The sequence below is a fragment of the Sphingomonas sp. P4_G3 genome (assembly GCF_056401105.1).
Window position 1 is genome coordinate 477,432 of sequence record NZ_JBFUJZ010000002.1, and the last position, 25,781, is coordinate 503,212.

At 63.9% G+C, this 25,781-nt stretch carries 22 protein-coding genes; 13 read left to right on the top strand and 9 right to left on the bottom strand.

Translation table 11 applies throughout. The features are described 5' to 3' along the window. The first annotated feature begins 1 nt into the window (after position 1). Together rplS and AC1DQQ_RS07875 are read left to right on the top strand one after the other, a co-directional pair. A complete protein-coding gene (gene rplS / locus AC1DQQ_RS07870; RefSeq protein ID WP_066806226.1) occupies positions 2-382 on the top strand; it encodes a 50S ribosomal protein L19 in 381 nt (126 codons plus the stop codon). 191 nt (positions 383-573) lie between these two features. Next, positions 574-2,121 (top strand): N-acyl-D-amino-acid deacylase family protein, encoded by a 1,548-nt coding sequence (locus AC1DQQ_RS07875; RefSeq protein WP_478041600.1) that lies wholly within the window; start codon positions 574-576, stop codon positions 2,119-2,121. A 143-nt stretch (positions 2,122-2,264) separates the two neighbouring features. Here AC1DQQ_RS07875 and AC1DQQ_RS07880 read toward each other — a convergent pair whose 3' ends face one another. Further along, the gene (locus AC1DQQ_RS07880) at positions 2,265-3,473 is read right to left on the bottom strand and encodes a serine hydrolase domain-containing protein (RefSeq protein ID WP_478044773.1); all 1,209 of its coding nucleotides are present in this window, start codon (positions 3,471-3,473) and stop codon (positions 2,265-2,267) included. Positions 3,474-3,607: 134 nt separating this feature from the next. Between AC1DQQ_RS07880 and AC1DQQ_RS07885 the strand changes: the two genes are divergently transcribed. After that, positions 3,608-4,159 carry a DNA-3-methyladenine glycosylase I gene (locus AC1DQQ_RS07885; RefSeq protein WP_478044774.1) on the top strand — a complete coding sequence of 184 codons (552 nt, stop codon included), beginning with the start codon at positions 3,608-3,610 and terminating at the stop codon, positions 4,157-4,159. 49 nt (positions 4,160-4,208) lie between these two features. Here AC1DQQ_RS07885 and AC1DQQ_RS07890 read toward each other — a convergent pair whose 3' ends face one another. Next, entirely contained in the window at positions 4,209-4,589 is a 381-nt protein-coding gene (locus AC1DQQ_RS07890; RefSeq protein WP_478044775.1) for a VOC family protein, read from the bottom strand. A gap of 196 nt (positions 4,590-4,785) precedes the next feature. On the opposite strand from AC1DQQ_RS07890, the gene AC1DQQ_RS07895 reads away from it, so the two are divergent. Then, the gene (locus AC1DQQ_RS07895) at positions 4,786-6,990 is read left to right on the top strand and encodes a S9 family peptidase (RefSeq protein WP_478044816.1); all 2,205 of its coding nucleotides are present in this window, start codon (positions 4,786-4,788) and stop codon (positions 6,988-6,990) included. Here the strand turns inward: AC1DQQ_RS07895 and AC1DQQ_RS07900 are convergent. The 6 genes from AC1DQQ_RS07900 to AC1DQQ_RS07925 all read right to left on the bottom strand — a co-directional run bounded on the left by AC1DQQ_RS07900 (position 6,951) and on the right by AC1DQQ_RS07925 (position 12,989). Then, the gene (locus AC1DQQ_RS07900; RefSeq protein WP_478044776.1) at positions 6,951-8,255 is read right to left on the bottom strand and encodes an N-succinylarginine dihydrolase; all 1,305 of its coding nucleotides are present in this window, start codon (positions 8,253-8,255) and stop codon (positions 6,951-6,953) included. The genes AC1DQQ_RS07895 and AC1DQQ_RS07900 overlap by 40 nt on opposite strands. After that, positions 8,255-9,271, bottom strand: a complete 1,017-nt coding sequence (locus tag AC1DQQ_RS07905; protein WP_478029085.1) for an arginine N-succinyltransferase — start codon at positions 9,269-9,271, stop codon at positions 8,255-8,257. Before AC1DQQ_RS07905 ends, AC1DQQ_RS07900 begins: the two co-directional genes overlap by 1 nt. Further along, on the bottom strand, positions 9,268-10,470 hold the full coding sequence (locus AC1DQQ_RS07910) for a hydrolase (RefSeq protein ID WP_478029084.1): 1,203 nt from the start codon (positions 10,468-10,470) through the stop codon (positions 9,268-9,270). The genes AC1DQQ_RS07905 and AC1DQQ_RS07910 overlap by 4 nt, the downstream gene beginning before the upstream one ends. Positions 10,471-10,524: 54 nt before the next feature. After that, positions 10,525-11,421, bottom strand: coding sequence for a DUF481 domain-containing protein (locus AC1DQQ_RS07915; RefSeq protein WP_478029083.1), 897 nt, complete (start codon positions 11,419-11,421; stop codon positions 10,525-10,527). A gap of 79 nt (positions 11,422-11,500) precedes the next feature. After that, positions 11,501-11,983 carry an RNA pyrophosphohydrolase gene (locus AC1DQQ_RS07920; protein ID WP_478044777.1) on the bottom strand — a complete coding sequence of 161 codons (483 nt, stop codon included), beginning with the start codon at positions 11,981-11,983 and terminating at the stop codon, positions 11,501-11,503. A 31-nt stretch (positions 11,984-12,014) separates the two neighbouring features. Continuing rightward, a complete protein-coding gene (locus AC1DQQ_RS07925; protein ID WP_478044778.1) occupies positions 12,015-12,989 on the bottom strand; it encodes an alpha/beta hydrolase in 975 nt (324 codons plus the stop codon). 52 nt (positions 12,990-13,041) lie between these two features. Between AC1DQQ_RS07925 and AC1DQQ_RS07930 the strand changes: the two genes are divergently transcribed. The 9 genes from AC1DQQ_RS07930 (at position 13,042) to AC1DQQ_RS07970 (ending at position 25,052) form a co-directional block, all read left to right on the top strand. Then, positions 13,042-13,968, top strand: coding sequence for a histone deacetylase family protein (locus AC1DQQ_RS07930; RefSeq protein ID WP_478044779.1), 927 nt, complete (start codon positions 13,042-13,044; stop codon positions 13,966-13,968). Between the two features lie 198 nt (positions 13,969-14,166). Further along, the gene (locus AC1DQQ_RS07935; RefSeq protein ID WP_478041595.1) at positions 14,167-16,485 is read left to right on the top strand and encodes a TonB-dependent receptor; all 2,319 of its coding nucleotides are present in this window, start codon (positions 14,167-14,169) and stop codon (positions 16,483-16,485) included. A 175-nt stretch (positions 16,486-16,660) separates the two neighbouring features. Beyond that, a complete protein-coding gene (locus AC1DQQ_RS07940; RefSeq protein WP_478029078.1) occupies positions 16,661-18,529 on the top strand; it encodes a 2-oxoacid:acceptor oxidoreductase subunit alpha in 1,869 nt (622 codons plus the stop codon). After that, the gene (locus AC1DQQ_RS07945) at positions 18,526-19,563 is read left to right on the top strand and encodes a 2-oxoacid:ferredoxin oxidoreductase subunit beta (protein WP_478029077.1); all 1,038 of its coding nucleotides are present in this window, start codon (positions 18,526-18,528) and stop codon (positions 19,561-19,563) included. The genes AC1DQQ_RS07940 and AC1DQQ_RS07945 overlap by 4 nt, the downstream gene beginning before the upstream one ends. 173 nt (positions 19,564-19,736) lie before the next feature. Further along, positions 19,737-21,110, top strand: a complete 1,374-nt coding sequence (locus AC1DQQ_RS07950; RefSeq protein WP_478044780.1) for a cryptochrome/photolyase family protein — start codon at positions 19,737-19,739, stop codon at positions 21,108-21,110. Positions 21,111-21,160: 50 nt separating this feature from the next. Beyond that, entirely contained in the window at positions 21,161-22,387 is a 1,227-nt protein-coding gene (locus AC1DQQ_RS07955) for a class I SAM-dependent methyltransferase (RefSeq protein WP_478044781.1), read from the top strand. Then, positions 22,387-23,544, top strand: coding sequence for a serine hydrolase domain-containing protein (locus AC1DQQ_RS07960; protein ID WP_478044782.1), 1,158 nt, complete (start codon positions 22,387-22,389; stop codon positions 23,542-23,544). Before AC1DQQ_RS07955 ends, AC1DQQ_RS07960 begins: the two co-directional genes overlap by 1 nt. 218 nt (positions 23,545-23,762) lie before the next feature. After that, positions 23,763-24,065: a hypothetical protein gene (locus tag AC1DQQ_RS07965; RefSeq protein ID WP_478029072.1), complete on the top strand. Its 303-nt coding sequence runs from the start codon at positions 23,763-23,765 to the stop codon at positions 24,063-24,065. Positions 24,066-24,068: 3 nt separating this feature from the next. Further along, on the top strand, positions 24,069-25,052 hold the full coding sequence (locus AC1DQQ_RS07970; RefSeq protein WP_478044783.1) for a DUF6976 family protein: 984 nt from the start codon (positions 24,069-24,071) through the stop codon (positions 25,050-25,052). 21 nt (positions 25,053-25,073) lie between these two features. Here the strand turns inward: AC1DQQ_RS07970 and AC1DQQ_RS07975 are convergent, their stop codons facing one another. Beyond that, the gene (locus AC1DQQ_RS07975; RefSeq protein WP_478044784.1) at positions 25,074-25,781 is read right to left on the bottom strand and encodes an SDR family NAD(P)-dependent oxidoreductase; all 708 of its coding nucleotides are present in this window, start codon (positions 25,779-25,781) and stop codon (positions 25,074-25,076) included.

The following is a 25,781-nucleotide window of genomic DNA, read 5'->3' on the forward strand; positions in this document are numbered from 1 at the left end:
GATGAACATCATCCAGCAACTCGAGGCCGAGAACATTGCGAAGTTCGTAGAGGCCAAGAAGATTCCGGAATTCCGCCCCGGCGACACGCTGCGGGTCGGCGTGAAGGTGGTCGAAGGCGAACGCACCCGCGTCCAGAATTACGAAGGCGTGTGCATCGCGCGTTCGAACAAGGGCATGGGCAGCAACTTCACCGTGCGCAAGATTTCGTTCGGTGAGGGCGTCGAGCGCGTCTTCCCGCTCTATTCGCCGAACATCGACAGCATCGAAGTGGTCCGCAAGGGCGCGGTGCGTCGTGCCAAGCTCTATTATCTGCGCGGTCGTACCGGCAAGTCGGCGCGTATCGCCGAGCGCCGCGACACGCGTGGCGACAACGCCGCGTAAGCGACGAAGTCTCGCGAGAAACAGAAAGGGCGCGGAGGTCATCCTCCGCGCCTTTTTTGCGCTGACGCGCGGCGAGGCGGTCTAACGCCTATGCCGGCGGGCTATGGCTGCTCCCTTTCAATCTATGGCGGAAACGAGGAGATCGCGATTAGTCTGCCCTCTCGGGATCGAGAATGAGAGAGGGAGAGCCCATGTCCCAGCGCCTGACGCGGCGGCAGCTGATCGGCGGAGCGGTCGCGGCCGGAGGATTGGCGAACTGGGCGGTTTGCGCCGCAGCTCTGGATGAACCAGCGACGCTGTTTCGCGAGGTCATGCTGGTCGATGGGACCGGGGCACCGGGGCGTCTCGCCAATGTGCTCGTAACCGGCGACCGGATCGCGCGGATCCTGCCGGCGAGCGGTAAAGCGCTTGGGTCGAAAGCGCAGGTTGTCGCGGGCGAGGGCAGGGTGCTCGCCCCCGGGTTTATCGACATGCACAGCCATGGCGATCCGCTGCACGATTCCTACGAGACGTTCCTGGCGATGGGCGTCACCACCGTTACCCTCGGCCAAGACGGCGAAGGCCCCAGGGTCGGCAAGGACCTCGACCCTAGAAGCTGGATGCAGGCCGTCGATAGCGCTCGGATCGATATCAACGTCGCGCTGCTGGCCGGCCATGGCACATTACGACGCGCGGCCGGTGTGGCGGATTCGGTGCGCCGTCCCGATGCGGCCGGACTCGATCGGATGGCGGCGCAACTCGATTCCGAACTGCGGATGGGCGCGTTCGGAATTTCCTACGGCCTTGAATATGTGCCCGGAATCTATTCGGAGACGCCCGAGCTAAGCAATCTCGGCAAGGTCGTCGCGCGCTATGGCGGCGTCTGCATGAGCCATATGCGGTCGGAGAATGATGACGAGATCGAGGCGTCGATCAACGAACTGGTTGCCTCGTCGCTGCCCGCGCGGCCGCATATCTCGCACTTCAAGTCGGTGTTCGGCAAAGGCGAGAAGCGCGGCCGCGAGTTGCTCGCGTTCGTCGCCGATTTCCGCCGCCGCGGGATCGATCTCACCGCCGACGAATATCCTTATGAGGCCGGCTATACCGGGATCGCGATCCTGTTTCCGAAATGGGCGCTGCCGCCGACCGATTATGCCGCTGTTCTGGCACGGCGACGGCAGGAATTGCGTGATTATCTGATCGCTCGGATGACGCGGCGCGGCGGACCGGAGGCGTTGCTGATCGGCACCGCGCCATATGCCGGCAGGACCCTGGCCCAGGCGGCGCAGCGGGAGGGGATGCACTACGCCGACCTGCTCATCAAACTCGGGCCGGACGGCGGATCAGGCGCGCATTTCACGATGGACAAGGTGTTGCAGGATACCTTGCTGGTCGATCCTAACGTCTCGTTCTCGACCGATGGCGGCCCTGGCATGCGGCACCCGCGCGCGACCGGCACCTACGCCAAATTGGTCGAGGAATATGTCGTTCGCGACAAGAAACTGACGATCGAGGAAATGGTCCGCAAGGCAACCGGCTTTCCCGCCCAGACGCTGCGCCTGTCAGATCGCGGCGTGGTGCGGGCTGGGGCGAAGGCCGATCTCGTCCTGTTCGATCCGAATAAGGTCAAAGCGCGATCGACCTATGTCGATCCCTTCGCGATGGCCGAGGGGTTCGACCTGGTGATGGTGAACGGCCAGCGGGCGTTCGAGGGCGGGAAAAGGGTTGGGTTTTCGGGGAAGCTGTTGAGGGCGCGATAGGCAAAATCCTCCCCGGCACGGGGAGGGGGACCGCCGCCGAAGGCGGTGGTGGAGGGGGCCCTCCGCACCTATATCGCTTGTGGCGCGCCCGCTCCACCAAGCCGCTGCGCGTCTTGGTCCCCCTCCCCGTAAACGGGGAGGATTTAACGACCCGCCGCTGCCACAGCCTTGCACAGACTGTCCGTCGCCAGCGCAATCCGCGATTCCGGCATGTCGCGATTGCCGGGATCGTTCTCCACCTCGCGCGTTTCGGTATTGAACGTGAGCAAGCTTCCCATGTGCTGGTCGGGGCACAGGCTCAGATAAGCGCGAAACCCATTCTGGTCGCCATTATGGCCGACGATGCGGATACCGTCGGTCTGGTCGAGAAAGAAGGACAGCCCGCTCCAGGTCGTCTTGGCCATCCGCCCCTGGGTATAATCCTCGCCCGCCGAGATTTGCGGCTTCCACATTTCCTCGAGCGAGGACCGCTTGAGCACCACATCATATTCGCCCTGGCGCGCCGGATCGCCGAGCAGGAAGGCGACATATTTCGCCATATCGGGCAGCGACGAATTGAGCCCGCCATTGGATACGGTCACGCCGGTATCGACGTCGAACGGCGCCTCGACCCGCTTGCCATTGCGGATGTAATAACTGTGCGTCCGGTGCGGCAGCAGATAAAGCGGCGTGCGGTCGAAATAGCTCGAAAACATGCCGAGCGGCCGGAGGATGTTCTTGTCGATATAGACTTCGAAATCCTCCCCCGACAGGCGCTCGATCACCTGGCCGAGATAGACGATGCCGGGATTGGAATAGCTGAACCGGCTGCCGGGTTTGAACTTGACCTCGGTATAGGGGATCATCGCCTTGAGCTGCTCCCAGCGCGGCGGCTCGAACGGCTGCCAGTCGCGGTCGCGCCAGCGCCAGGTCGCGCCGCCAAAGCCGGCGCTGTGGCTCATCAGCTGCCGAATGGTGATCGCGCCGGTATCGCCGAACGGATTGTGCACGCCGGCAAGCTCGGGGACGTAGCGGACGATCGGGTCGTCGAGCCTGAGCAAGCCGCGATCGCGCAATTGCATGATCGCGATTCCGGTCATCGTTTTGGTGATCGACGCCCAATGATAGATGGTCTGCGCGTCCACCGGTACCTTGGCATCGGCGTCCTGATCGCCGAGATGATCGGCAACGACGACACGACCGTCGCGCACGACGTAGAAGCTGCTGCCGACGATGCCCGCGCGCTTGATTTCGGCTCGGTGGAGCGCACCAAAGTCGGTCAACGCCTTGTCGAACGCGCGCTCGCTAGCCGCCGCCGGGCTGACGGCCGCGGCGATGGCGAGCAGTAGACAAGCGGGGATCCAGCGGGACATGGCGATCTTCCTTGCTCTTTCGCGCGAACGACGCCGATCCTGCTGGCCGGTTTTCGATAGCGCAATGCAAATGGGTTGCGGCCGGTATAGCTTGCGGGATCGCTAAGCGCGTCGCCGCGCGCTATCTCGCGTGAATGACCAACCGTTGTCCCTGGGCGGGCGCCGATCCGCAGATGCAAGCGTATCACGACACCGAATGGGGCGTGCCCGAACGCGACGGACGGGCCTTATGGGAAAAGCTGCAACTCGACGGCTTTCAGGCGGGCCTGTCCTGGTCGACCATCCTCAAGAAGCGTGACGCGTTTCGCGAGGTATTCGCGGGCTTCGACCCGGAAAAGGTCGCCCGGTTCGACGCGTCCGATGTCGAGCGGCTGCTCGGCGACGCGCGGATCATCCGCTCGCGCGCCAAGATCGAGGCGACGATCGGCAATGCGCGTGCCTATCTGGCGATGCGCGATGCCGGCGAGGATTTCGCCGACTTCTGCTGGTCGTTCGTCGATGGCGAACCGCTCAAGGGCGACGGTGTACACCTGCCGGCGAAAACCGAATTGTCCGAGGAAGTCTCGAAACAACTCCGCAAACGCGGGTTCAAGTTCGTCGGCCCGGTGATCGTCTATGCCTGGATGCAAGCCTGTGGGCTGGTCGACGACCATTTGAAGGGCTGTTTCCGCTGGAGCGCTTCGTAATTTTCCCACCTCCGCGGCGAAGGTCGGGGAGGCGGGAGGCGCGTCGGCGTCAGCGGTAACTGACCAGCTCGAACTCGGTGCCGTCATAGTCGTAGAAGTAGAACCGCCGGCCCGGCTCGTAATCGCCATGACTGAACGGCTCGAGCCCCGCGGCGACGACGCGGCGTTCGGCATCGTCGAGATCGTCGACGACGATGCCGACATGGTTGAGCGGGCGGCCCTTGCGAAAGGCGTCGTCGGGCGTTTCCGCGCCCTGGCTGGTGTATAGCGCCAGGTAGAATTGGTCGTCGCCGACATGGATCGTGTGGCCGCCATTGAGCGACGGGCCCTGCCAGCGAATGGTCCATCCGAACAGATCGTGCATCAGCTTCGCGCTGAGCGCCGGATCGCGAACGGTGATGTTGACGTGCTCGATGAAAGCGCCGGGCATGGATATATCCTTTCGACTGAATCTGCTCGTGCGCGGTGAGATAGTTCCTCAACTATAGTTGAGGTCAAGAGGGATATCGATCGACGCGCAGCCCTTTACGGAACGTTCCGGTCCCGCGATAAGCCGCGGCAACGCCGGCGATCAGCCGGGCGATGCGGGAGTCGCGAAGGACATGCGGACATGGTTGACCGGTGGAATGATCGGGCTGGCGGCGGCGCTCGCGATCGGGACGCATGCCATGGCTGCTGACGATGCGCAGCGCACGCTGACGCTCGATCGGGTGTTCGCTAGCCCCGATCTGTCCGGATCGCAGCCGCGTGCGATGAAGCTCTCGCCCGACGGCAAATTGCTGACGTTGCTCAAGCCCAGGGCCGACGAGAAGAACCGTTTCGACCTCTGGGCGCGTGATACCACGACCGGCGAGGAACGGATGCTGGTCGATTCGAAGAAAGTCGGCACCGGTGCGGAATTGTCCGAGGCGGAGAAGATGCAGCGCGAACGCGCGCGCATCGCCGGCGACAAGGGCATCGTCGCTTATGACTGGGCGCCCGACGGCAAGTCGATCCTGGTCCCGCTCGACGGCGACCTCTATCTCGCGCACCTGGATGGCAAGGTCGAGCGCCTGACCAACACCCCGGGCGGCGAGCTCAACCCGGTGATCAGCCCCGCGGGCGGTTTCGTCAGCTTCGTTCGCGACCAGAATCTGTTCGTTCAGCCACTCGGGGGCGGTGCGGCCAAGGCGCTGACGACGGATGGCGGCGGTACCGTGCATTGGGGCGAGGCTGAATTCGTCGCGCAAGAGGAAATGGATCGCGACACCGGCTATTGGTGGGCGCCGGGCGACCGATTGGTCGCGGTCGAACGCTTCGATGAGGCGCCGGTCGGCGTCGTTACCCGTGCCGCGATCGGCGCCGAGGGCACCAAGGTGTTCGACCAGCGCTATCCCTCGGCCGGCACGCCCAACGTCCAGGTCGCGCTCTACGTCGTCGACCCGGCGACAGGCGGCAAGGTCAAGGTCGACCTGGGGAACGACCCCGATATCTATCTCACTCGGGTCGACTGGACGCCCGACGGCAAGACATTGCTCGTCCAGCGCCAAAATCGCGCCCAGTCCGAACTCGACATGCTCGCGGTCGATCCGGCGACGGGTAAGGCCAAAACCTGGTTCAGCGAGAAGTCGGGGCCCGACAGCTGGGTCAATCTCAGCGACAATTACCACGCGATGAAGGACGGCAGCCTGATCTGGTGGTCCGAACGCGACGGCTTCGGGCACCTCTATCGCTTCGCCAAGGGCAAGTGGACGCAGCTGACCAAGGGGGCGTGGCAAGTCACCGACCTGGTCGGCGTCGATGAGGCGCGTGGCCGGCTTTATTTCATGGCGAACAAGGACGATGTGCTGGAGCAACAGCTCTATGCGGTCGATATCGCCCATCCCAATGCGGTGACACGGCTGACCGAACGCGGCTGGACCAACAAGGCGGTGATGGATGACGCCGCGACGCGACTGATCGTCACGCGCTCGAACCCGAACCAGCCGCCGCAGACCTATCTCGCCGATACCGGCGGCAAGAAACTTGGCTGGATCAATGAGAATGCGGTCAAGCCGGGGCATCCTTATTACCCGTATCTCGGGCAGCATCGGCAGCGGACGTTCGGCACGATCAAGGCGGCCGACGGCACCGATCTCTATTACGAGATGATCACCCCGCAGATGGAGCCGGGCAAACGCTACCCGGTGTTCTTCCAGCATTATGGCGGCCCGCACAGCCAGACCGTGACGCGCGGCTGGGAAAGCCCGCTCGAGCAATTGATCGTGAGCAAGGGCTATATCTTCTTCCAGCTCGACAATCGCGGCTCGCCCAATCGCGGCAAGACGTTCGAGGACAAGATTTATCGCGCGATGGGATCGATCGAGGTCCAGGACCAACTGGCCGGCGCCAAGTGGCTCAAGCAGCAGGCCTATGTCGATCCCGATCGGATCGGCATCTATGGCTGGTCGTATGGCGGCTACATGACCTTGAAGATGCTCGAGGCCAATCCGGGCGTCTATGCCGGTGGCGTCGCCGGCGCACCGGTGACCAAGTGGGAACTCTACGACACGCACTATACCGAGCGTTACATGGGTAACCCCAAGGCGGACGCCAAAGCCTATGCGACCTCGGACGCGATCGACGATGCGCCGAAGATCAACGACCCGCTGTTGCTGGTCCACGGAATGTCCGACGATAATGTCGTGTTCGAAAACTCGACTGCGTTCGCCGCGAGGATGCAGGCGACCAATCGCCCGTTCGAAATGATGTTCTACCCCGGCAAGACCCATGCCGCGGGCAAGGATATCCATGTCTGGACGACGATTTTCAATTATTTCGATCGCGTGGTGAAGAACCGGCCGGCCCAGTAGGCGGCCGGTTTACCGTCGATAAGCTCGATCAGGCCGAGCGCATCGAGCAAGGCGCGGCGCGCGGTGCGAATGCGATCGAGCAATGCCGGCTCGCCAATTTCGGCGATCGCGATCTCCTCGGGCCAATGCGCCTCGATCACCGCGGCGATGCGATCGAGCTTCGCCTCGTCGACCAAGAAACGGGGATCGACCGTCGCGGGATCGCAGACCACGCGCAGCCTGAGGCAGGCCGGGCCACCGCCGTTGCGCATCGACTGGCGGACGTCGACTACTTCGAGGCGCCGGATCGGCCCGTTGCCGGCAATCATCTCGCCGAGCCAGGACCAGACCGCGGCATTGCCACGCGCCTCGCCGGGCAGGATCAGCGCCATCGTGCCGTCCGGTAACGTCACCAGCTGCGCGTTGAACAGATAGGATTGGATCGCGTCGGACAGGCTGACTCGATGCGCCGGCACCTCGACGATCTCGGCCCAGGGCGCTTTTGAGGCGATCTCCGCGTACAGCCCGGCTTTGTCCTCGAACGCGAGTTCGTGCGCGAACAGCACGCGTTGATTGGCGACCGCGACGACGTCGTTGTGAAAGGCGCCGGCGGCGATCGCTTCGACCGATTGCTGGGCGAAGATGGTCCGCGCCGGATCGAGGCGATGCGCGCGCGCAACCGCCTCCGACGCTTCGCGGCGCTGGCGAGCGGGAAAAGGGCCGCCGCTTTCGCCATAGACGAAGATCTCGACGCCGGGCTCACCGTGGCGTTCGCACAGCCGCATATGGTTGGCCGCGCCTTCGTCACCGAACGGGGCGGGGACGGGCGGGTGCACCAGGAACGCCGGATCTGCGAAGGCGAGGCGAAGCTGCACCAGCGTTTCGGGCCATTCGTGGCTGCGATGCGCCATCGTCACCAGATTGGCGACGGTCAGATGGCATAGGCCATCAGCCGCGTCGGGGGCAGGGGACACGGTTGCCGCATTCGCCGCCCACATCGGCGAGGCCGATAAGGCCTGCGCCTTCAAATGGGTTGCCGCCGCGGCATAATCGGTCGCCAGCGCGGCTAGCCAGCGATCGTCGGGCCGGTCGTGCGGCGGCAGAAGCCCCTGGGTCAAACCGAGCCGGAGATTGGCGCGCATTTTCTCCACGCCTTCTAGCGCCGCCTCGCGCGGGCGCGAAGTCAGGCCGGCATTGCCGGTCGCGGCGAGATTGCCCAGGCTCAAGCCGGCATAATTGTGGCTCGGGCCGACCACGCCATCGAAATTGATCTCGACCAGCGGCATCAGAAGCGGCCGATATGCGTGACGTTGTCGCCCTCGCCGACGCCGAGCGCGGCGGCCCCGGCGCGGTCGATCACGATTCCGCCGGCGGCGGTGCGCAATTGAGCGAAGGCGCAGCGGAAGCTCGACAAATGCCCGGCGGCCGCGAGCGCGCGTTCGCCGCCATCGTCATCGATCGCGACCACCTTGCTCGTCACCGCTTCGGCGATGCTTCGCACCTTGTCGGTACGCGCGGTCATGGTCGGCCCTCCATCGAAGATGTCGATGTAATTCTCGAATGCAAACCCTTCATTTTCCAGCATTCGCATCGCCGCACGGCCCGACGGGTGGGGCAGCCCGATCACGCTTCGCGCGCTCTCGGTCAGCATCGCGACATAGATCGGATGCTTGGGGAAGAGGTCGGCGATGAATTGGTGACCATGGGTGGCGTTGAAGCGGTCGGCATCCTGGAAATTCATTCCGAAGAAACGACCCGCCAGCCCGTCCCAGAAGGGCGATCCGCCGGCTTCGTCGATGATCCCGCGCAATTCGGCCAGGATGCGGTCGGCGAAGCGCGGGCGGTGCATCGCGATGAACAGATAACGGCTGCGTGCGAGCAGCATGCCCAGGCCCCCGGCACGTTCGCCGGGATGAAGGAACAGCCCGCCAACTTCGCTTGCACCTTCCAGGTCGGTCGACAGCGTCAGCATCTCGGCGCGGAAGGTGCGGTCGAGCTCCTCGCTCTTCTGCGACAGCGTGCCGATACGATAGCTGTAAAAGGGGTGATGCTGCCCGACTTGGCTGAACATCTGGCACGTGCCACGGACCTCGCCGGTCTCGACATTTTCGAGCATCAACACGAAGATATCGTCGCCTAGCGTCTCATCGGCGCGGCCAAAAGCGGTGCTGCTCTGGGCAAGGCGGCGGCGCAGCGCGCGGCGGTCGGCGGGCAGGTTGGTGAACCCGCCGCCGGTCAGTTTCGCCATCTCATAGAGATGGTCGAGATCCTCGTCGTTCGCGGCTCGGATACGGAAATTCACAATCCCCCCTTTTCGGCGATGCGCATGATGGTGAGCGCGGACAAGGCCGCGCGTTCGGCCAGGCTGTCGACCAGCAGGAATTCGTCCGCCGAATGGATCGCGCCGCCGCGTGCGCCCATCGTATCGACCACGGGCACGCCGGCGGCGGCGATGTTATTGCCGTCGCACACGCCACCGGTCGCTTTCCAACCGATCGCGAGCCCGAGCCCGGCGCCGACCTGCTTGACCAGGTCGAACAATTTGGCGGCGCCGTCGTCGATCGGTTTGGGCGGGCGGTTGAAGCTGCCATGCGCCTCGATCCTCACGTCGCGCGCAGTGCCGACCTCGGCGACGGCGGCGTCGATCGCGGCCTGCGCGCGGGCGATCGCCTCGGGCGAGGACGGCCGGAAATTGATCCGCAGGATGGCGAGGTCGGGAACGACATTGTTGGGGCCGCCGCCCTCGATCCGCGCGGGATTGACCGCCAACCCTTCTTCCTTCGCCGCAAATAGGCGCACCGCGAGGTCGCTCGCCGCGACGATCGCATTGCGGCCATCGTCGGGATTGCGCCCGGCATGCGCGCTCTTGCCATGGACGACGAGCGAGAAATTGCCGGTGCCACCGCGCGCGCCGGCCAGCGTGCCGTCAGCCAGCGCGGGCTCATAGGTCAAGGCGGCGACCTTGCCGTGCGCCAGATCGGCGATCAGCGCGGAGGACGAGAACGACCCGGTCTCCTCGTCCGAATTGATCATCACGTCATAGCCGATCCGGCTCGCCAGCGGCGATATCTCGACCGCCTTCAACGCCGCGAGCAGCAACGCCAACCCACCCTTCATATCGGCGACGCCGGGGCCGTTGAGCGTATTGGGATCGAGGAACGTCTGATTCTGGAATGGGTGATCGACCGGATAGACCGTATCCATATGCCCGGTGAACAGCATCCTGACCGGGGCGTCAGGCCGTACGCGGACGACGAGATGCCGGCCATGGTCGAGCGTGCTGACATTGCCGTCCGAAGCGACGCTGGTGGCGGGAGCGGGGTCGATCAACGCCACCTCTCCGGGCAGCGCCGAATATGCATCAGCCAGCGTCGCTGCCATCGTCTTCAGGCCTGCGAGATTGCGCGTCCCGCTATTGATCGCGGCCCAGGCACTTGTGTGATCGAGCATCGGCTCGTCGCGCACGCGCTCGAGGATCGCGGCCTCTGTCGTCTCCGTCATGCCACCGCTCTAGGCGGTCGCGATCGATTGGTGAAGCCGTGACCCGGGAACGGATCAGAAAGCGTAGACCAATCCGGCCCGGCTGATCTGGTCGGTCGTCACGCGGCCTTCCGGCGGCATGCTTTCATATTGGACGTTGTAGGAAAACTGCGCCGATAGCGGGCCCAGCACCTTGGCATTGAGCGCGGTCGTCCCAGTAACCGTCGAATTGTAGCGCTCGACATAGGCCGACGCATTCTGCGTCAATTGCAGCCCGTGCGAGAGTTTCCAGGCGAAATCGACACTGCCGCGGGCGGCGATGCTGCGTTCGGTTTCGCCGTCGGTGAAGCTGGTCGAGCGATAGGCCGGGCCGAGTTCGAGATCGAGCTTCAGCCTGTTGCCCTTGAGCGCGCTATAGCCCGCTCCGGTCGATACGGAATAGCGAGTAGTGTAACCGAGGAAGCGGTCACTTTCGAACTGTGCCGATCCGTAAATGTATGACCGGTCGTCGAGTTTCCAATTGGGCTCCCACGCCGCCAGATAATGTTCGCGCGAGGTGACGCCCAGGCTGCGCTGATAGTCGAGCTGAGCCTTGAATTTCTGACGCCAATCGAGCCCATCGCGGGTCAGCGCAAGCGAAGCCGAAATGCCTTCGCTATTGCTGTTGCCGGTGGAGATGTACCCGCCAAGCTCGGCGCGCCCCGACCATAAGTCGAAGAAGCTGGCATTTTGCAGTTTCGCAGTCTTTTCGTCGCTACGCTTTCTTTTCCAGTCATCGACCAGCTTGGCGATCGCTTCCTTGCTGTCGGGCGCGGCGGTGCCGGCATATTTGACGATCGTCGCCACTTCGCTTTCGTTGCCAGACGCGATCGCCGCGTCGATCATCGTCTTGATCTGCGGGGGTATAGAGGCCGGGTCGGTGTTGGCGAGCAGCATCGGCGCTGCTGTGGCGAGAAGCAGGGGGAGGCGCATGGCGCGCCCCATAATACAGCGATCCTGCCATTAAAACCGTTACGCGACGATCCGTTGAGGGATTGTTGCGAAACGGTTCCTAGCGCTTCAGATGGGGCGAGAATGCGGCGATTACGTCCTCGTACAGCTTGCGCTTGAACGGCACGATCAGCGCGGGAAGCTCGTGCGGGTCGACCCAGCGCCAGGTGCTGAACTCGGGGTGCTCGGTCGCTAGGTTGATATCCAGATCCTCGCCCAGGAAGCGATACAGGAACCAGGTCTGGCGTTGCCCGCGCCATTTGCCTTTCCATACCTTGCCGACCAGATCGTCGGGCAGATCGTAATAGAATTCGCCTGGCGCCTGGGCGATCAGCTCGACCTTGTCGTGCCCGACGCCGATCTCTTCGCCGAGTTCGCGAATCGCTGCCTGTCCCGCGGTCTCGCCGGGATCGATCCCGCCCTGCGGCATCTGCCAGGCTTCCATCGTCGTATCGATCCGTTGCCCCGCAAACGCCAGCCCGTCGCGGTTGAGCAGCATGACACCCGCGCAGGGGCGGTAGGGGAGGTCGGCCTTGGCGCTCATAAGAAATTGCTCAACGCACGGTCTCGACCATTCATTCCGCCGCCTGCGCCATCGTGCGTTCGCCTTCAGCTTCCGTGATAATGTCCTTCAGTGCTGCGAACGCGCCCATCACGTCGCCGACGCTCGACGGAATCGCTTTCCTCAGGGTGATGAAGCCGTGGATATTGCCCTTGGCCTCGCGGAACACCACCGGCACCCCGGCCCGCGCCAGTGCGGCGGCATAAGCGCGGCCCTGGTCGCGGATCGGATCGAGGCTGGCAGTCACCACCACAGCGGGCGGCATGCCGGCCAGGTCGCCGAGCAACGGCGAGCTGCGGATATGGTCGGCCTCGCTCTTATAGGCCGCCATGAACCATTCCATACTGTCCCGCGTCAGCAGATAGCCTTCGGAGAATTCGGAATAGGACGGATATTCCTTGCTGGCGTCGGTCGCGGGATAGAAGGGCAATTGCGCGATTGCCGGGACCTTGGCGGCCTGGTCGCGCAGCGCGGCGGCGGTGACGATCGTCAGATTGCCGCCGGCGCTGTCGCCAGACAAGATCAGCGACGTGATCGAGCGGCCCAGCTCGGTTGGGCTGCTCGCGACCCATCGCGCCGCCGCTTCGCAATCGTCCGGCGCGGCGGGCCAGGGGAATTCGGGGGCGAGGCGATAGTCGACCGCGATCACCGGCAAATCGAGCATACGCGCCATTTCGGCCGTAAAGCTGCCATGGCTATCGAGATCGCCGATCACGAACCCTCCACCATGGAAGAACACCACCGCCGGCCCCGGCTCGCGGCTGGCGCGCGGGTCATAGAGGCGCGCCGGGATATCGCCGGCCGGGCCGGGGATGGAGAGGTCGAGCAGCGTGCCGAGTTCGCCCACGGCCGGATCGCCGACATCCTTCATTGCCAGGAACATCTGGCGCGCGGTCGCCGCGTCGAGCTCGTGCATCTTCGGCCCGGGCATATTGTTGAGAAAATCGAGGAATCCGCGAACGTCGGGGCGGACGAAAGGCTCGGTCATTCAGTTATTCCTCTCACTGGTCTCTGTCGATTTCAGTCCTTAACTAAAACCTATGATCGCGGTCGTCCATCATCCCGACTATGTTGCGCCGGGACAGCCCAAATCGGGCTATCAGTGGAACAAGAACGGCGCGATCCGCGACTTGCTCCATCAAGCTGGCGATGCGATCGCCTGGTTCGAGCCCGAAGCGATGCCGCGGCACTGGATCGAGGCGGCGCACGATCCCGATTATGTCGCCGAGGTGATCGAGGCACGCGTACCGCGCGCCAAGGAGCGGCGGATCGGGTTCCCGGTCAATGCGACTGTCGCACGTCGCGCCCAGATCGTGCCCGGCGGCACCTATCTTGCGGCGCAACTCGCGCTAGAGCGCGGGTTCGCCGCCAACAGCGCGGGCGGCAGCCATCATGCGCTGGCGGATACCGGCGCGGGCTATTGCGTGTTCAACGATCTCGCCATTGCGGCGATCAGGCTGGCGGACGAGGGTCGCCGCGTGCTGATCGTCGATTGCGACGTGCACCAGGGCGACGGCACCGCCGCGCTGACCGCCGGTCACCCGGATATCGCGACCTATTCGATCCATGCCGAGAAGAATTTTCCGGCACGCAAAGCGCGCTCGACGCTCGACCTGGCACTGCCCGACGGCGTGGGCGACGATGCCTATCTCGCGGCGCTGGAGGAAACGCTGGCGCCGATGCTCGATACCGAGCGGCCCGATATGATCCTTTATCAGGCAGGCGTCGATCCGTTCGGTGGCGACCGGCTCGGCCGGCTCGACCTAAGCGATGAGGGCCTGATGCGTCGCGAACAGCTCGTCGCGCGACTGGCGATCGAGCGCGGCCTGCCGCTCGCGAGCACGGTCGGCGGCGGCTATGGCGACGATGTGCTGGCGATCGCGCGCCGCCACGTCGCCGCGATTATCACCTTGGGCAGGGCGTTTGCGGGCGCGGCCCGTGAGAGTGAGGCTTTCGGGCAACGCTGAGCGGCTTTTCGACCGGCGCCGCGATTACGCGACCGGCAGGGGGTGCTTTCGTCACAAAGGCGAAATAATGCGCCCGTACCGGCGCGGGAGTCGGACACTCAGCCCGCACCAATAATCACCCTCGGCACGGCCTCCACTGCGAGCGCCGCGTGTTGCCGTGCGTCCGACGGGGAGGAATCCAATTTTCAGCATGGGGATATGCTCGTGAATCGATTGACCAAGACCACAATGTTGCTGGCCGGCGTTGCGCTGGGCGCGATGTGGAGCGGCGCCGCCGCGGCACAGGAAACGCCCGCCGCGCCGACCGCGGCGAGCGCTTCCCAGGATGACGGGCTCGGCGAGATCGTCGTCACCGCCAACCGCCGCCAGGAAAACCAGCTCAAGGTCCCGGTCTCGGTCGCCGTGGTCGATGGCGATGCGTTCCGCTCGGTCCAGGCTGGCGGCGACGACATCCTGTCGATCTCTGGCCGTGTGCCCGGCGTCTACGCCGAAAGCACGACGGGCCGCATCTTCCCGCGTTTCTATATCCGCGGTCTCGGCAATATCGATTTCTATCTCGGCGCGTCGCAGCCGGTGTCGATCATCCAGGACGACATCGTGCTCGAGCATGTCGTGATGAAGTCGAACCCGGTGTTCGACAACGCGCAGATCGAAGTGCTGCGCGGTCCGCAGGGCACCTTGTTCGGACGTAATACCCCGGCGGGTATCATCAAGTTCGACTCGATCAAGCCGTCGTTCGATTTCAACGGCCGCGCCTCGGCGTCATATGGCAGCTACAACACCGTCACGTTCGACGGCGGCGTGGGCGGTCCGCTGATCGGTGACAAGGTCGCGTTCCGCTTGTCGGCGCTGTACCAGCACCGCGACGATTGGGTCGACAATACCTTTGCCGGCACCAGCGCCGACGGCACGATCACGCCCAAGAAGAAGGCGATGGGTGGCTTTAACGAGCGCGACGTCCGCGCGCAGTTGCTGTTCCAGCCGTCGAGCAACTTCTCGATCCTGACCTCGGCTCATGTCCGCGCCTATGACGGCACCGCGACCCTGTTCCGCCGCGCCGCTCTGGTGAAGGGATCGAACCAGATCATCGACAGCGTGAAGCGCAGCCAGGTTGCGTATGACGAGGGCGCCAACAACCCGCAGGAATACACCACCTATGGCGGGTCGGTGAACATGGCCTATGATTTCGGGGGCGTCACGCTGACCTCGATCTCCGGCTATGAATCGCTGTTCGGCTATAGCAGGGGCGAAACCGACGGCGGCGCCGCGGCCAATTTCCCGGTCAACGGCGTTCCCAACGGATTCGGCGAATCGCAGGGTCAGGTCCGCGATCTCGACCAGTTCACCGAGGAGCTTCGCCTGGCCAGCGCCAATAGCGGCGATTTCAAGTGGCAGGTCGGTGGCCTCTATTTCAACTCGGCCGATACGACCGATTTCTACCAGCGCGCCTTCTTCTTGAAGACCGCGGCGCAGAACCCGAACAACTGGGTCCGCTTGCGCAATCTCAACACGTCCTGGGGCGTGTTCGGCCAGGTCAGCTACAAGGTCGCGCCGAAGTTGACCTTCACGCTGGGCGGCCGACTGAGCAACGATACCAAGACGACCCGTCTGCTCAAGACCGCCAACACGATCGCGAATGTGAGCACCTATACCGGTCGCCGCCGCGTCCGCCTGGCGGACACGCAGCCGAGCTTCGATGTGTCGGCTCTATACGAAGCCAGCAACGACGTGAGCTTCTACGCCCGCGTCGCGACCGGCTTCCGTGGCCCGACCATCCAGGGCCGCTCAGCGGTGTTCAACTCGGACTTCACCACGGCGAACTCGGAGAAGATCCTTTCGGGCGAAGTCGGCTTCAAGACCAGCCTGTTCAACGACACTTTGCGCTTCAACGGCTCGGTGTTCGCCTGGCGGATGCATGACATCCAGCTCAACGGCAACGACTCGAACGGCAACGGCGTGCTGTTCAACGCTGACAAGGCGGTCGCCTATGGCGCCGAGTTCGAGGCCGATTGGCGCCCGGTGCGCAACCTGACGCTCTCGGCGGGCCTCAGCCTGCTGCACAGCGAGATCAAGGACAAGCGCGTCTATGCACAGGTCTGCGCGCTCAACGGCGTGGTGGTCTGCACGGTCGAGGATCCGCTGACCAAGATCGGAGCGAACTATTTCGCGCAGATCAACGGTGAGCCGCTGCCGAACGCCCCGCAGTACAATATCAACCTGACCGCGCGCTACGACCAGCCGGTCGGCGACGGCAAGGTGTTTCTGGCGGGCGATTTCAACATCCAGGGCTACACTCAGTATGTGCTCTATCGGACCAAGGAATTCACTTCGAACGGTAATTTCGAACTTGGCGCCAAGCTCGGCTATGCCGCGCCCGGCGACAAATGGGAGATTGCGGTGTTCGCGCGCAACCTGACCGACGAGCGTAATCTGAAGGGCGTGATCGAGAACTATATGGCGGCGGTGTTCAACGAACCGCGCATCGTCGGCATCCAGCTGAGCGGCAAATTCCGTTAAGCCATTCCCGATCCGATACGATACGACCCGGCTGCCAAGGGCACGCCGGGCCGTTTTCGCATCGCGGGTATGCTAAAGAACGGTTTTCACGGAAGCGTAACCGATCTACGTTGGCCATAAGGGGTCCCCGAGCCTAGAGAGACCTCCGAACAAGACCGCAGGATTTAGTGCTGACATGGCGACCGCCGTCCACGAAGTGACGCCCACCGAGGCGTCGGCCCACCCACAAGCAGAATCGATCGTTGTCCGTTTCGCCGGGGATTCCGGCGACGGCATGCAGCTGACCGGGGGACAGTTCACGCTGTCGACCGCGCTGGCCGGCAACGATCTGTCGACTTTTCCCGATTTCCCGGCTGAGATCCGCGCGCCCTTGGGCACGCTGTTCGGCGTGTCGGCGTTCCAGATCAATTTCGGGTCGACCTCGATCGAGACCGCGGGCGACGCGCTCGACGTGCTGGTCGCGATGAACCCGGCGGCGCTCAAGACCAATGTCAACGAGCTCAAGACCGGCGGGCTGATCATAGCTGACACCGGCGAATTCACCGAGCGCAACCTCGCCAAGGCGAAGTACGAGTCCAACCCGATCGAGGATGGCAGCCTCGCCAAATGGCAAGTGCTGGCCTTCGACATTTCCGCGCTGACAGTGGCGGCGGTGAAACCGTTCGGGCTGGGCAACAAGGAAGCTTTGCGCTGCAAGAACATGTGGACCCTGGGCCTCGCGCTCTGGATGTTCGACCGCGACCGCCAGCCGCTGGTCGATTGGCTCAAGAACAAGTTCGCCAAGGCTCCGGCACTGGCGGAAGCCAATATCGCCGCGCTCAACGCGGGGCATGCTTACGGCGAGACCGCGGAGATTTCGGGTCCGCTCAAGCAGCATCATGTCCCCGCAGCCCCAGCCGAACCGGGCCTGTACCGCACCGTGACAGGTGCGGAGGCGATTTCGATGGGCCTGGTCGCGGGTGCGCAGCTCGCCAACATTCCGATGTTCTTCGGCGGCTATCCGATCACGCCCGCCTCGGCGATCCTGCACCATCTCAGTCGGCTCAAGGAGTTCGGCATCACCACCTTCCAGGCCGAGGATGAGATCGCCGCGATCGCCAGCGCGATCGGCGCGTCTTATGCCGGCCAGCTTGGTGTCACTTCCTCGTCGGGGCCGGGCATCGCGCTCAAGGGAGAGGCGATGGGGCTTGCGATCATGACCGAGCTGCCGCTGGTGATCATCAATTCTCAGCGCGGCGGACCCTCGACCGGACTGCCGACCAAAACCGAGCAATCGGACCTCTATCAGGCGGTCTATGGCCGCAATGGCGACGCGCCGATGCCGGTGATCGCCGCGCGCAGCCCGTCGGACGCGTTCGAGGTCGCGATCGAGGCGGTGCGGATCGCCACGCAATATATGACGCCGGTGATGGTGCTGACCGACGGCTATATCGCCAATGCCGCCGAGCCGTGGAAAGTGCCCGAGGTCAGCGACTATGCGCCGTTCCCGGTCGAATATCTCGATACGGTGCCGGAGGGCGGGTTCCAGGCCTATGCCCGCGACGAAAAGCTCGCGCGTCCCTGGGTCAAGCCGGGCACGCCGGGCTTGCTCCACCGCATCGGCGGGATCGAGAAGCAGCAGGGCACCGGCAATATCGATTACGGCCCCGCCAACCACCAGGCGATGACCGACATCCGCAAGGCCAAGGTCGACGGGATTAAAATCCCCGACCAGGCGATCGAGCTGGGCAATCCGGGCGGCAAGCTGGTCGTGGTCGGCTGGGGATCGACCTTTGGCCCGATCCACCAGGCGGTGAGGCGCGCGCGCCGCAAGGGGCTCGACGTCAGCCACATTCATCTGCGCCACATCTGGCCGATGCCAGCAAATCTTGGTGCGTTGCTCAAGGGTTACGAAAAGATCCTCGTACCAGAGATGAACACCGGCCAGCTCAAGACGGTGCTGCGCGACCAGTATCTGGTCGATGCCAAGCCGCTCAACAAAGTGTCGGGCCAGCCCTTCCGTATCGCGGAGATCGAGGCGGCGATCGAAGGAATTCTCGCATGAACGACATGACGCCCCCAGTGGTGAAGAGCTCGCCCAAAGACTGGGAAACCGACCAGGAAGTGCGCTGGTGCCCAGGCTGCGGCGACTATGCGATCCTCAAAGCCGTGCAGCGGACCATGCCGGAAATCGGCGCGCGGCCCGAAAACACCGTGTTCGTCAGTGGCATCGGCTGCTCGTCGCGTTTTCCCTATTACATGGAAACCTATGGCTTCCACACGATCCACGGCCGTGCGCCGGCGGTGGCGACAGGGGTCAAGCTCGCCAATCCCGAGCTCGACGTGTGGATCATCACCGGCGACGGTGATGCGCTGTCGATCGGCGGCAACCACACGATGCACTTGCTGCGCCGTAACCTGAATTGCCAGGTGCTGCTGTTCAACAACGAGATCTACGGCCTGACCAAGGGCCAATATTCGCCGACCAGCCGAGTCGGGACGCGCAGCCCCTCGACGCCGTTCGGCTCGGTCGACCGCCCGGCGCAGCCGTGCGCCTTCGCGCTGGGATCGGGCGCGCGGTTCGTTGCGCGCGGGATCGACGTGCACAAGAACCTGCCGTCGGTGTTCAAGGCGGCTTATGCGCATCAGGGCGCGGCATTCGTCGAAATCTTCCAGAATTGCATCGTCTACAATGACGACGTGTTCGCGTCGTTCACCGAAAAGGCCAACGCCTCGGGCAACCAATTGTGGGTCGAGCACGGCCAGCCGCTACTGTTCGCGGGCGGGACCAAGGGCCTGACCATGGATATCGACCGGCTGGTGCTCAAGGTGGTCGATGTCGTCGATGGCGACTGGCAAGGTGCGCATGTCGCGGTCCATGATCAGACCAATCGCGGCCTGGCTCACATGTTGGTCGAGATGCCGTTCGGCCCGTTCCCGATGGCGCTTGGCGTGCTCTACGACGATCCCGCCCCGACCTTCGACAGCGCGGTGATCGCGCAGAACAAGCAAGCGAGCGAGGGCAAGAAGCCTGACCTGCAGAAGCTGCTCAGCCAGGGGCAAACCTGGCAGGTCGAGAAAGAGCCGCGACCGGAGTGATTTGTTGATTCGCGCGGAGGTGCGGAGGCGCGAAGAAGGGGTGCGGTCGCGCGCTCCTAGTTGGTTACTTCGGCACGGCTGGAACGATGGCGTTGTTGGATCATGCTACGCCGTAAAACGCACTTCGCGCCTCCGCGCCTCCGCGTGAACAACCACATCCTGACTTGGCTGCGGTGACCACGCCAACGATCCTTTGGTTTCGCCGGGACCTCAGGCTCACAGATCAGCCAGCGCTGTTAGCTGCGGTGCGCGATGGGCCGGTCATCCCCGTCTATGTGCTCGATGATGAAACCCCCAAGCATCGCAGGATGGGCGCGGCCTCGCGCTGGTGGCTGCATCACAGTTTGAAGTCGCTTGACGAAGCGTTGCGCGAGAAGGGGTCGCGACTGATCCTGCGGCGCGGGAAATGCGATGAGGAGCTGGCCAAGGTCGCGCAAGAAGTCGGCGCCGGCACCGTCCATGCTATTCGCCATTACGAGCCATGGTGGCGCAACGCCGAGCGCGCGGTGGCGAAGCGGCTCGATCTCGTCTGCCACGACGGCAATTATCTCGCGCCGCCCGGATCGATCACGAGCGGGAGCGGCGCGCCTTACAAGATCTACACGCCGTTCTGGCGCGCATTGCGTGACGTCATGCCGCCACCACATCCGCTGCCCCGACCGCATGAGATTCCGGCGCCTGCTTCCTGGCCGGCAAGCGAGGCGCTGGCCGACTGGGATTTGCTGCCGACCAAGCCCGATTGGGCAACGGGTTTTGCGAAGGAATGGACTCCGGGCGAGGCTGGCGCGCACGATCGGGTCGACGATTTCGCCGATGACGTCGCGCGCTATGGCGACACGCGCAACCTGCCGTCGATTGAGGGCAGTTCGCGGCTGTCGCCGTACCTGCATTTCGGCGAGGTGTCGCCGGGCTATGTCTGGCATCGTATGGCAGGGAAGGGTGGGTCGACCCAGGTCTTCCTCAGCGAGCTTGCCTGGCGCGATTATGCCCAGAACGTGATCCTGCAATTGCCCGATTACGGTGCCAGGAACGGGCGTGAGCGGTTCGATGACCTTCCCTGGCGCTCGGGAAGGGCGGCCAAGGAGGACCTGCGGGCATGGCAGCGCGGCGAAACCGGCTATCCGATCGTCGATGCCGGGACGCGTCAGCTTTGGGCAACTGGGTGGATGCACAATCGCGTGCGGATGATCGCGGCCTCATTCCTGATCAAACATCTGCTGGTCGACTGGCGGGAGGGCGAGCGCTGGTTCTGGGACACGCTGGTCGACGCCGATTACGGCAACAATTCGGTCAATTGGCAATGGGTCGCCGGCACCGGAATCGACGCCAATATGTGGGGCCGGATCGTGGCGCCGCTCGTACAATCGGAGAAGTTCGACGCGGGTGCCTATATCCGGCATTGGGTGCCCGAATTGACCGGCATCCCCGATCCTGCGATCCACGATCCTGAGGCGGCGGGCTGCCGCCCCAACGGCTATCCCCTAAAGCTGATCGGTCATCGCGAGGCGCGCGATCGGGCCCTGGCGGCGGGAAAAAAGGTGCGATGATCTGCCCGAATCGCTTGGCGAACCGCGCATGACGTGCTTTGAGATAGCCTATGGATGCGCCGACAATTGACCGGGGGCAGCGCAGCCGCAGGGAGCCGTTCTCTTTGATCGGACGGCCCTTGCTGGCGCATATCGACAAGTGCCTCGATCAGGGCGCGATCACCGTTTCGCTGCCCGAAGGCGGGGCGCCCACGCGGCTTGGCGGCCGCAGGCCGGGGCCTGAGGCGGTCGTCATCCTCACGAGCTGGCGGGCGCTGTGGCGGCTGGTGACCGGCGGGTCGTCGGGCTGGTACGAGGCCTGGGCGGCCGGCGAATGGGAAAGCTCCGACCCGGTGGCGCTATTCGAGGTCTTTTCGCTCAATCGCCATGGCCTTGCCGGCACAGGGCGCGCGCACGGCCTGTCGCGGCTGCTCCGCCGGTTGTGGCATAAGGCGCATCGCAACGATCGCGCCGGCGCGCGGCGCAACATCCACGAGCATTACGATCTGGGCAACGAGTTCTACGAATTATGGCTCGACCCGACGATGACCTATTCGAGCGCGATGTTCGACGCGCCTGGCCAAAGCCTCGAGGACGCACAACACGTCAAGCTCAAGGCGATTCTCGATCGCACCGCGACCAATCCCGGCGACCGCATCCTCGAGATCGGGTGCGGCTGGGGATCGTTCGCCGAGACCGCGGCGAAAGCGGGTATCGGCGTCCACGGCATCACGCTGTCAACCGAGCAGAAGACCTATGCCGAGGCGCGGATGGCGCAGCAGAAACTCGACGGGGTCGAGATCGAACTGATCGACTATCGCGACGTCAGCGGCACGTTCGACGGGGTTGCGAGCATCGAGATGGTCGAGGCGGTCGGCGAGGAATATTGGCCCGACTATCTCGCCGCGATCGCGCGTGCGTTGAAGACCGGTGGCCGGGCCGCGATCCAGTATATCGCGATCGACGATGCGATGTACGAAGGCTATGCGCGCAACGTCGATTTCATCCAGCGCTACATCTTCCCAGGCGGGATGTTGCTGTCGGAGAGCCGGTTTCGCGCCGCAGCGGAGAAGCTCGGGCTGGCATGGCGCGACCGCCATGCGTTTCGGCTGGATTATGCCGAGACCTTGAAGCGCTGGCGTGAAGCGTTCGATGCGGTCGTCGCGGCGGGCAAATTGCCGGACAGGTTCGATAAGCATTTCATCAGCTTGTGGCGTTTTTATCTGATGTACTGTGAGGGAGGGTTCCGCGGCGGTGGGATTGATGTAGCGCAGGTGACATTGATCAAGGAGGGGTGATGAGAGGATTCGGTCTGTTTGCTGCGTTCGCACTGGCGGGGGTGGCGTCGGCGCAATCGGTCATCGTCACTCCCGACAATAATGCGAAACTCCGCCAGGTCGGTGCCGCGGTGCTGTTCTGGAGCCAGCAGCAGCGCGACCAGAATTTCCGCGAGATGGAGAAGATCTTTCCCGGCCACGTGGTCAAGGCCGGTACCAAGGTCCGTCCGCTTCCCAACGGCAAGTCGCTGCCAATCGCGGAGGCGGACGTCAAAGCAGGCATGGCCGATTTGAATATCTCTGGGCTGATTGTCGTGCAGGACGGCAAGGTCCGGCTCGAACGCTATGGCCTCGGATTTGGCCCCCAGGGACGCTGGACGAGCTTCTCGGTCGCCAAGTCGTTCACTTCGACCCTGGTCGGTGCGGCGATCCGCGACGGTTATATCAAGTCGATCGACGACCCGGTCACGAGATACATTCCCGACCTGGCCGTCGGTGGCTATGACGGCGTGACGGTGCGTCAGCTGCTGACCATGACCTCGGGCGTGAAATGGAACGAGGATTATACCGACCCCAAGTCCGACGTGGCGCGGATGTTCTCCGATGCGGTGCCGGCGGGGCAGGACCCCACAATCTGGTACATGAAGAAGCTGCCGCGCGAGAGCTCGCCGGGCTCCAAATGGGTCTACAAGACCGGCGAAACCAATTTGATCGGCGTGCTGGTCGAACGCGCCACCAAGAAGAGCCTGGCGGAATATCTGACCGAAAAGGTCTGGAAGCCATGGGGAATGGAGCGCGACGCCTTCTGGATGACCAACCCGGCCGGTAGCGAGGTCAGCGGGTGCTGCCTGTCGGTGAGCTTGCGCGACTATGCCCGGATGGGAATGTTCGCGCTGTCGGGCGGCAAGGGCGTCGTCCCCGACGACTGGTTCGCGCATGCGACGAGTAACCAGGTGCCGATCCCCAAGGACGAAGGTGGTTTCGGCTATGGCTATCAATGGTGGACATTGCCCGGCGGCCGTTTCGCCGCGATCGGCATTTTTGGACAGAGCATCCTGGTCGATCCGGCGAAGAAGCTGGTCGTCGTCATGTCGGGATCGTGGCCGACCGCTACCGGCGAGAAATTGTCGGCGGCGCGTGCTGCGTTTTGGAAGAAGATCGAGGCGGCGGCAGGCTAGTTCGTCGTGAAGTCAAAACGAGGCGTTTTGGCGACCCTGGTAGGATTACGGAGGTCGGTTAACAGGCGGTTTTAAAGGCCGTCGGCGCAGTCCTGGGCGATGGCTGCCAGTCACTCCATCGATGTCGATCCGCGCCACGTGGTTCCAACTATGCCCAACGTCCGCTGGTTTGGCGATTTGCCGAGCGCCGAGGCGTGGCTGGAGGAAGCGGATTCGGCATGACCGGCTATCCAAGCAGTTACGGAACGCGCGGCGATCGCTCTCAGGCGGATCGGCTGGACAGGCCGATGCACAATGGCGGCCCCTTGTCGTCTGTCGACCATGAGCTTTGGGCCCGATTGCTCACCGGCGAACTCAATCCGAATATCAAGACGCTTGCCACGCGCCTGATCATCACACGCCTCCGCATCGACGTCGCGAACAACCCGGCCGTTCTGCCAAGGGCCGTCCAAGAGCTTCGGCGCTTTTTCGCCGACAACAAGTTCGCACACCGCGACCTCACTGCGATCACGGGATTCTGAACGATGAAGAACGCCTTTCTTTCGGTAGAGGACACGGTCGCGCTCATCGCGTCTCGTGCCATCCTGTTCGTATCGGGACCCGAGCGCCTGCTGCGATCGCTCCCGCGCGGCAACTGGGTCGGCGGGACAACATCCTATTTCATGACACCCGAAGGGGGCGCATCGCGGGAAGATCGGCTGTTTTGCACCATCTTCGACGATGCCGTGAATGCGCGAATGGCCATCCTGCCGCCGGACGGTTTGTCCGGGTTGACGGAGCACCGCTTCGCGCACGGTTTTACCTGCATCGTCACGCCGGCATTCAGTACGACACTGCAGCGCTACGCCATGGATGGGCCGTCCTTGCCGGGATTGTACAATCAGCCCGTATTCGGTTGGGTCGCGGGTGTTCATCTCGACCGCATCGGTCAGGATGTGCCGATGGTGTTCGACGGCGCGACCGGCGCGGCGTCGGTCGATGGACTGGCCGCTTTGTGGCTAGCGTTGCCGGAAAGCGCTGAGGTCGATCTCGACATCGTCAATTTGTTCGCTCCCGGTGAAGGCGAAAGCATCACGTTCCCGCAAGGCGGTTTCGATGTGACCGATTGCCTGATCGGCGGCGTTCCGACCAACCTTGCGCGCTACATCGTCGAACGCGGCATAGACACCACCTTGCCGCTCGTCGCCGATTATGCCGGCGCGATGATCAATGTTTCCTTCCAGACGGTCGATGCGAAAAGCGGCAGCGTCCGTTTCTATGCACCGGTCATTCCGGGCACGATCTATCGCCTGGCACGCACCGTGGAAGATTATGATGCGGCCTATGCCGAAGCCACGAGAGAAGGCAGCGCCGCGGACATGCTATCGTGCAATTGCATCCTGAATTACCGCCATGCCGGGCTGGAAGGGCGTCCGACCGGCGGTTTCGTCGGTCCGGTCACGTTCGGCGAATTCGCCTATATCCTGCTCAACCAGACGCTCTCGCGCTTGTCGGTCCGCCACGCCTAACCGCCTGATCGGGATGCGGCGTCAGGCGATGTGCTCGAAATGCCCCGACGCAGCATCGCTTGCGATCAGTTCGACGATCTTGTCCGCCACCATTTCGGGCGGTTTGACGCTGGCCGGATCCTCACCGGGATAGGCCCGCTCGCGCATCGCGGTGCGGGTAGCGCCGGGGTCGAGCAGGGCGACGCGGATGGCGCTGATTCCCTCGACTTCCTCGCCATAAGCCTGAACCAACGTCTCGAACGCCGCCTTGGACGCCCCGTACGCGCCCCAGAAGGCACGCGGCTTGCGTCCGACCTTAGACGTGATTCCGACCACGCGCGCGCGCGCCGATTTGCGCAGCGCCGCATCGAACGCGGCGATCAGCGCTTGTTGCGCGCTGACATTGAGCGTCATCACCTTGGCGAATTCCTTGGCATCGATCGCCTGAACCGCCGATAGTGAGCCCAATGTCGCGGCGTTGAGGACGAGGATGTCGAGCGTTCCCCAGCGTTCCGCCACAGCGCTCGCCAGCCGGGCGATGCTGTCGGTCTCGATCAGATCGAGCGGCGCGATCGTCGCGGTCCCGCCGGCGGCGTGGATAGCTTCCTCGACTTGCTCGAGCGCGCCGGCAGTGCGCGCGGTCAGGATCACGTGCGCGCCTTCCGCGGCGAGCGCCGTGGCGGTGGCGGCGCCGATCCCACGGCTCGCGCCGGTCACCAGCGCGAGCTGGCCCTCAAATCTCTTGGTCAT

Coding starts and splice junctions, on each gene's coding strand:
- rplS (WP_066806226.1), top strand. CDS start 2: ATGAACATCATCCAGCAACTCGAGGCCGAGAACATTGCGAAGTTCGTA.
- AC1DQQ_RS07875 (WP_478041600.1), top strand. CDS start 574: ATGTCCCAGCGCCTGACGCGGCGGCAGCTGATCGGCGGAGCGGTCGCG.
- AC1DQQ_RS07880 (WP_478044773.1), bottom strand. CDS start 3,473: ATGTCCCGCTGGATCCCCGCTTGTCTACTGCTCGCCATCGCCGCGGCC.
- AC1DQQ_RS07885 (WP_478044774.1), top strand. CDS start 3,608: ATGACCAACCGTTGTCCCTGGGCGGGCGCCGATCCGCAGATGCAAGCG.
- AC1DQQ_RS07890 (WP_478044775.1), bottom strand. CDS start 4,589: ATGCCCGGCGCTTTCATCGAGCACGTCAACATCACCGTTCGCGATCCG.
- AC1DQQ_RS07895 (WP_478044816.1), top strand. CDS start 4,786: ATGATCGGGCTGGCGGCGGCGCTCGCGATCGGGACGCATGCCATGGCT.
- AC1DQQ_RS07900 (WP_478044776.1), bottom strand. CDS start 8,255: ATGCCGCTGGTCGAGATCAATTTCGATGGCGTGGTCGGCCCGAGCCAC.
- AC1DQQ_RS07910 (WP_478029084.1), bottom strand. CDS start 10,470: ATGACGGAGACGACAGAGGCCGCGATCCTCGAGCGCGTGCGCGACGAG.
- AC1DQQ_RS07915 (WP_478029083.1), bottom strand. CDS start 11,421: ATGCGCCTCCCCCTGCTTCTCGCCACAGCAGCGCCGATGCTGCTCGCC.
- AC1DQQ_RS07920 (WP_478044777.1), bottom strand. CDS start 11,983: ATGAGCGCCAAGGCCGACCTCCCCTACCGCCCCTGCGCGGGTGTCATG.
- AC1DQQ_RS07925 (WP_478044778.1), bottom strand. CDS start 12,989: ATGACCGAGCCTTTCGTCCGCCCCGACGTTCGCGGATTCCTCGATTTT.
- AC1DQQ_RS07930 (WP_478044779.1), top strand. CDS start 13,042: ATGATCGCGGTCGTCCATCATCCCGACTATGTTGCGCCGGGACAGCCC.
- AC1DQQ_RS07935 (WP_478041595.1), top strand. CDS start 14,167: ATGCTCGTGAATCGATTGACCAAGACCACAATGTTGCTGGCCGGCGTT.
- AC1DQQ_RS07940 (WP_478029078.1), top strand. CDS start 16,661: ATGGCGACCGCCGTCCACGAAGTGACGCCCACCGAGGCGTCGGCCCAC.
- AC1DQQ_RS07945 (WP_478029077.1), top strand. CDS start 18,526: ATGAACGACATGACGCCCCCAGTGGTGAAGAGCTCGCCCAAAGACTGG.
- AC1DQQ_RS07955 (WP_478044781.1), top strand. CDS start 21,161: ATGGATGCGCCGACAATTGACCGGGGGCAGCGCAGCCGCAGGGAGCCG.
- AC1DQQ_RS07960 (WP_478044782.1), top strand. CDS start 22,387: ATGAGAGGATTCGGTCTGTTTGCTGCGTTCGCACTGGCGGGGGTGGCG.
- AC1DQQ_RS07965 (WP_478029072.1), top strand. CDS start 23,763: ATGACCGGCTATCCAAGCAGTTACGGAACGCGCGGCGATCGCTCTCAG.
- AC1DQQ_RS07970 (WP_478044783.1), top strand. CDS start 24,069: ATGAAGAACGCCTTTCTTTCGGTAGAGGACACGGTCGCGCTCATCGCG.
- AC1DQQ_RS07975 (WP_478044784.1), bottom strand. CDS start 25,781: ATGACCAAGAGATTTGAGGGCCAGCTCGCGCTGGTGACCGGCGCGAGC.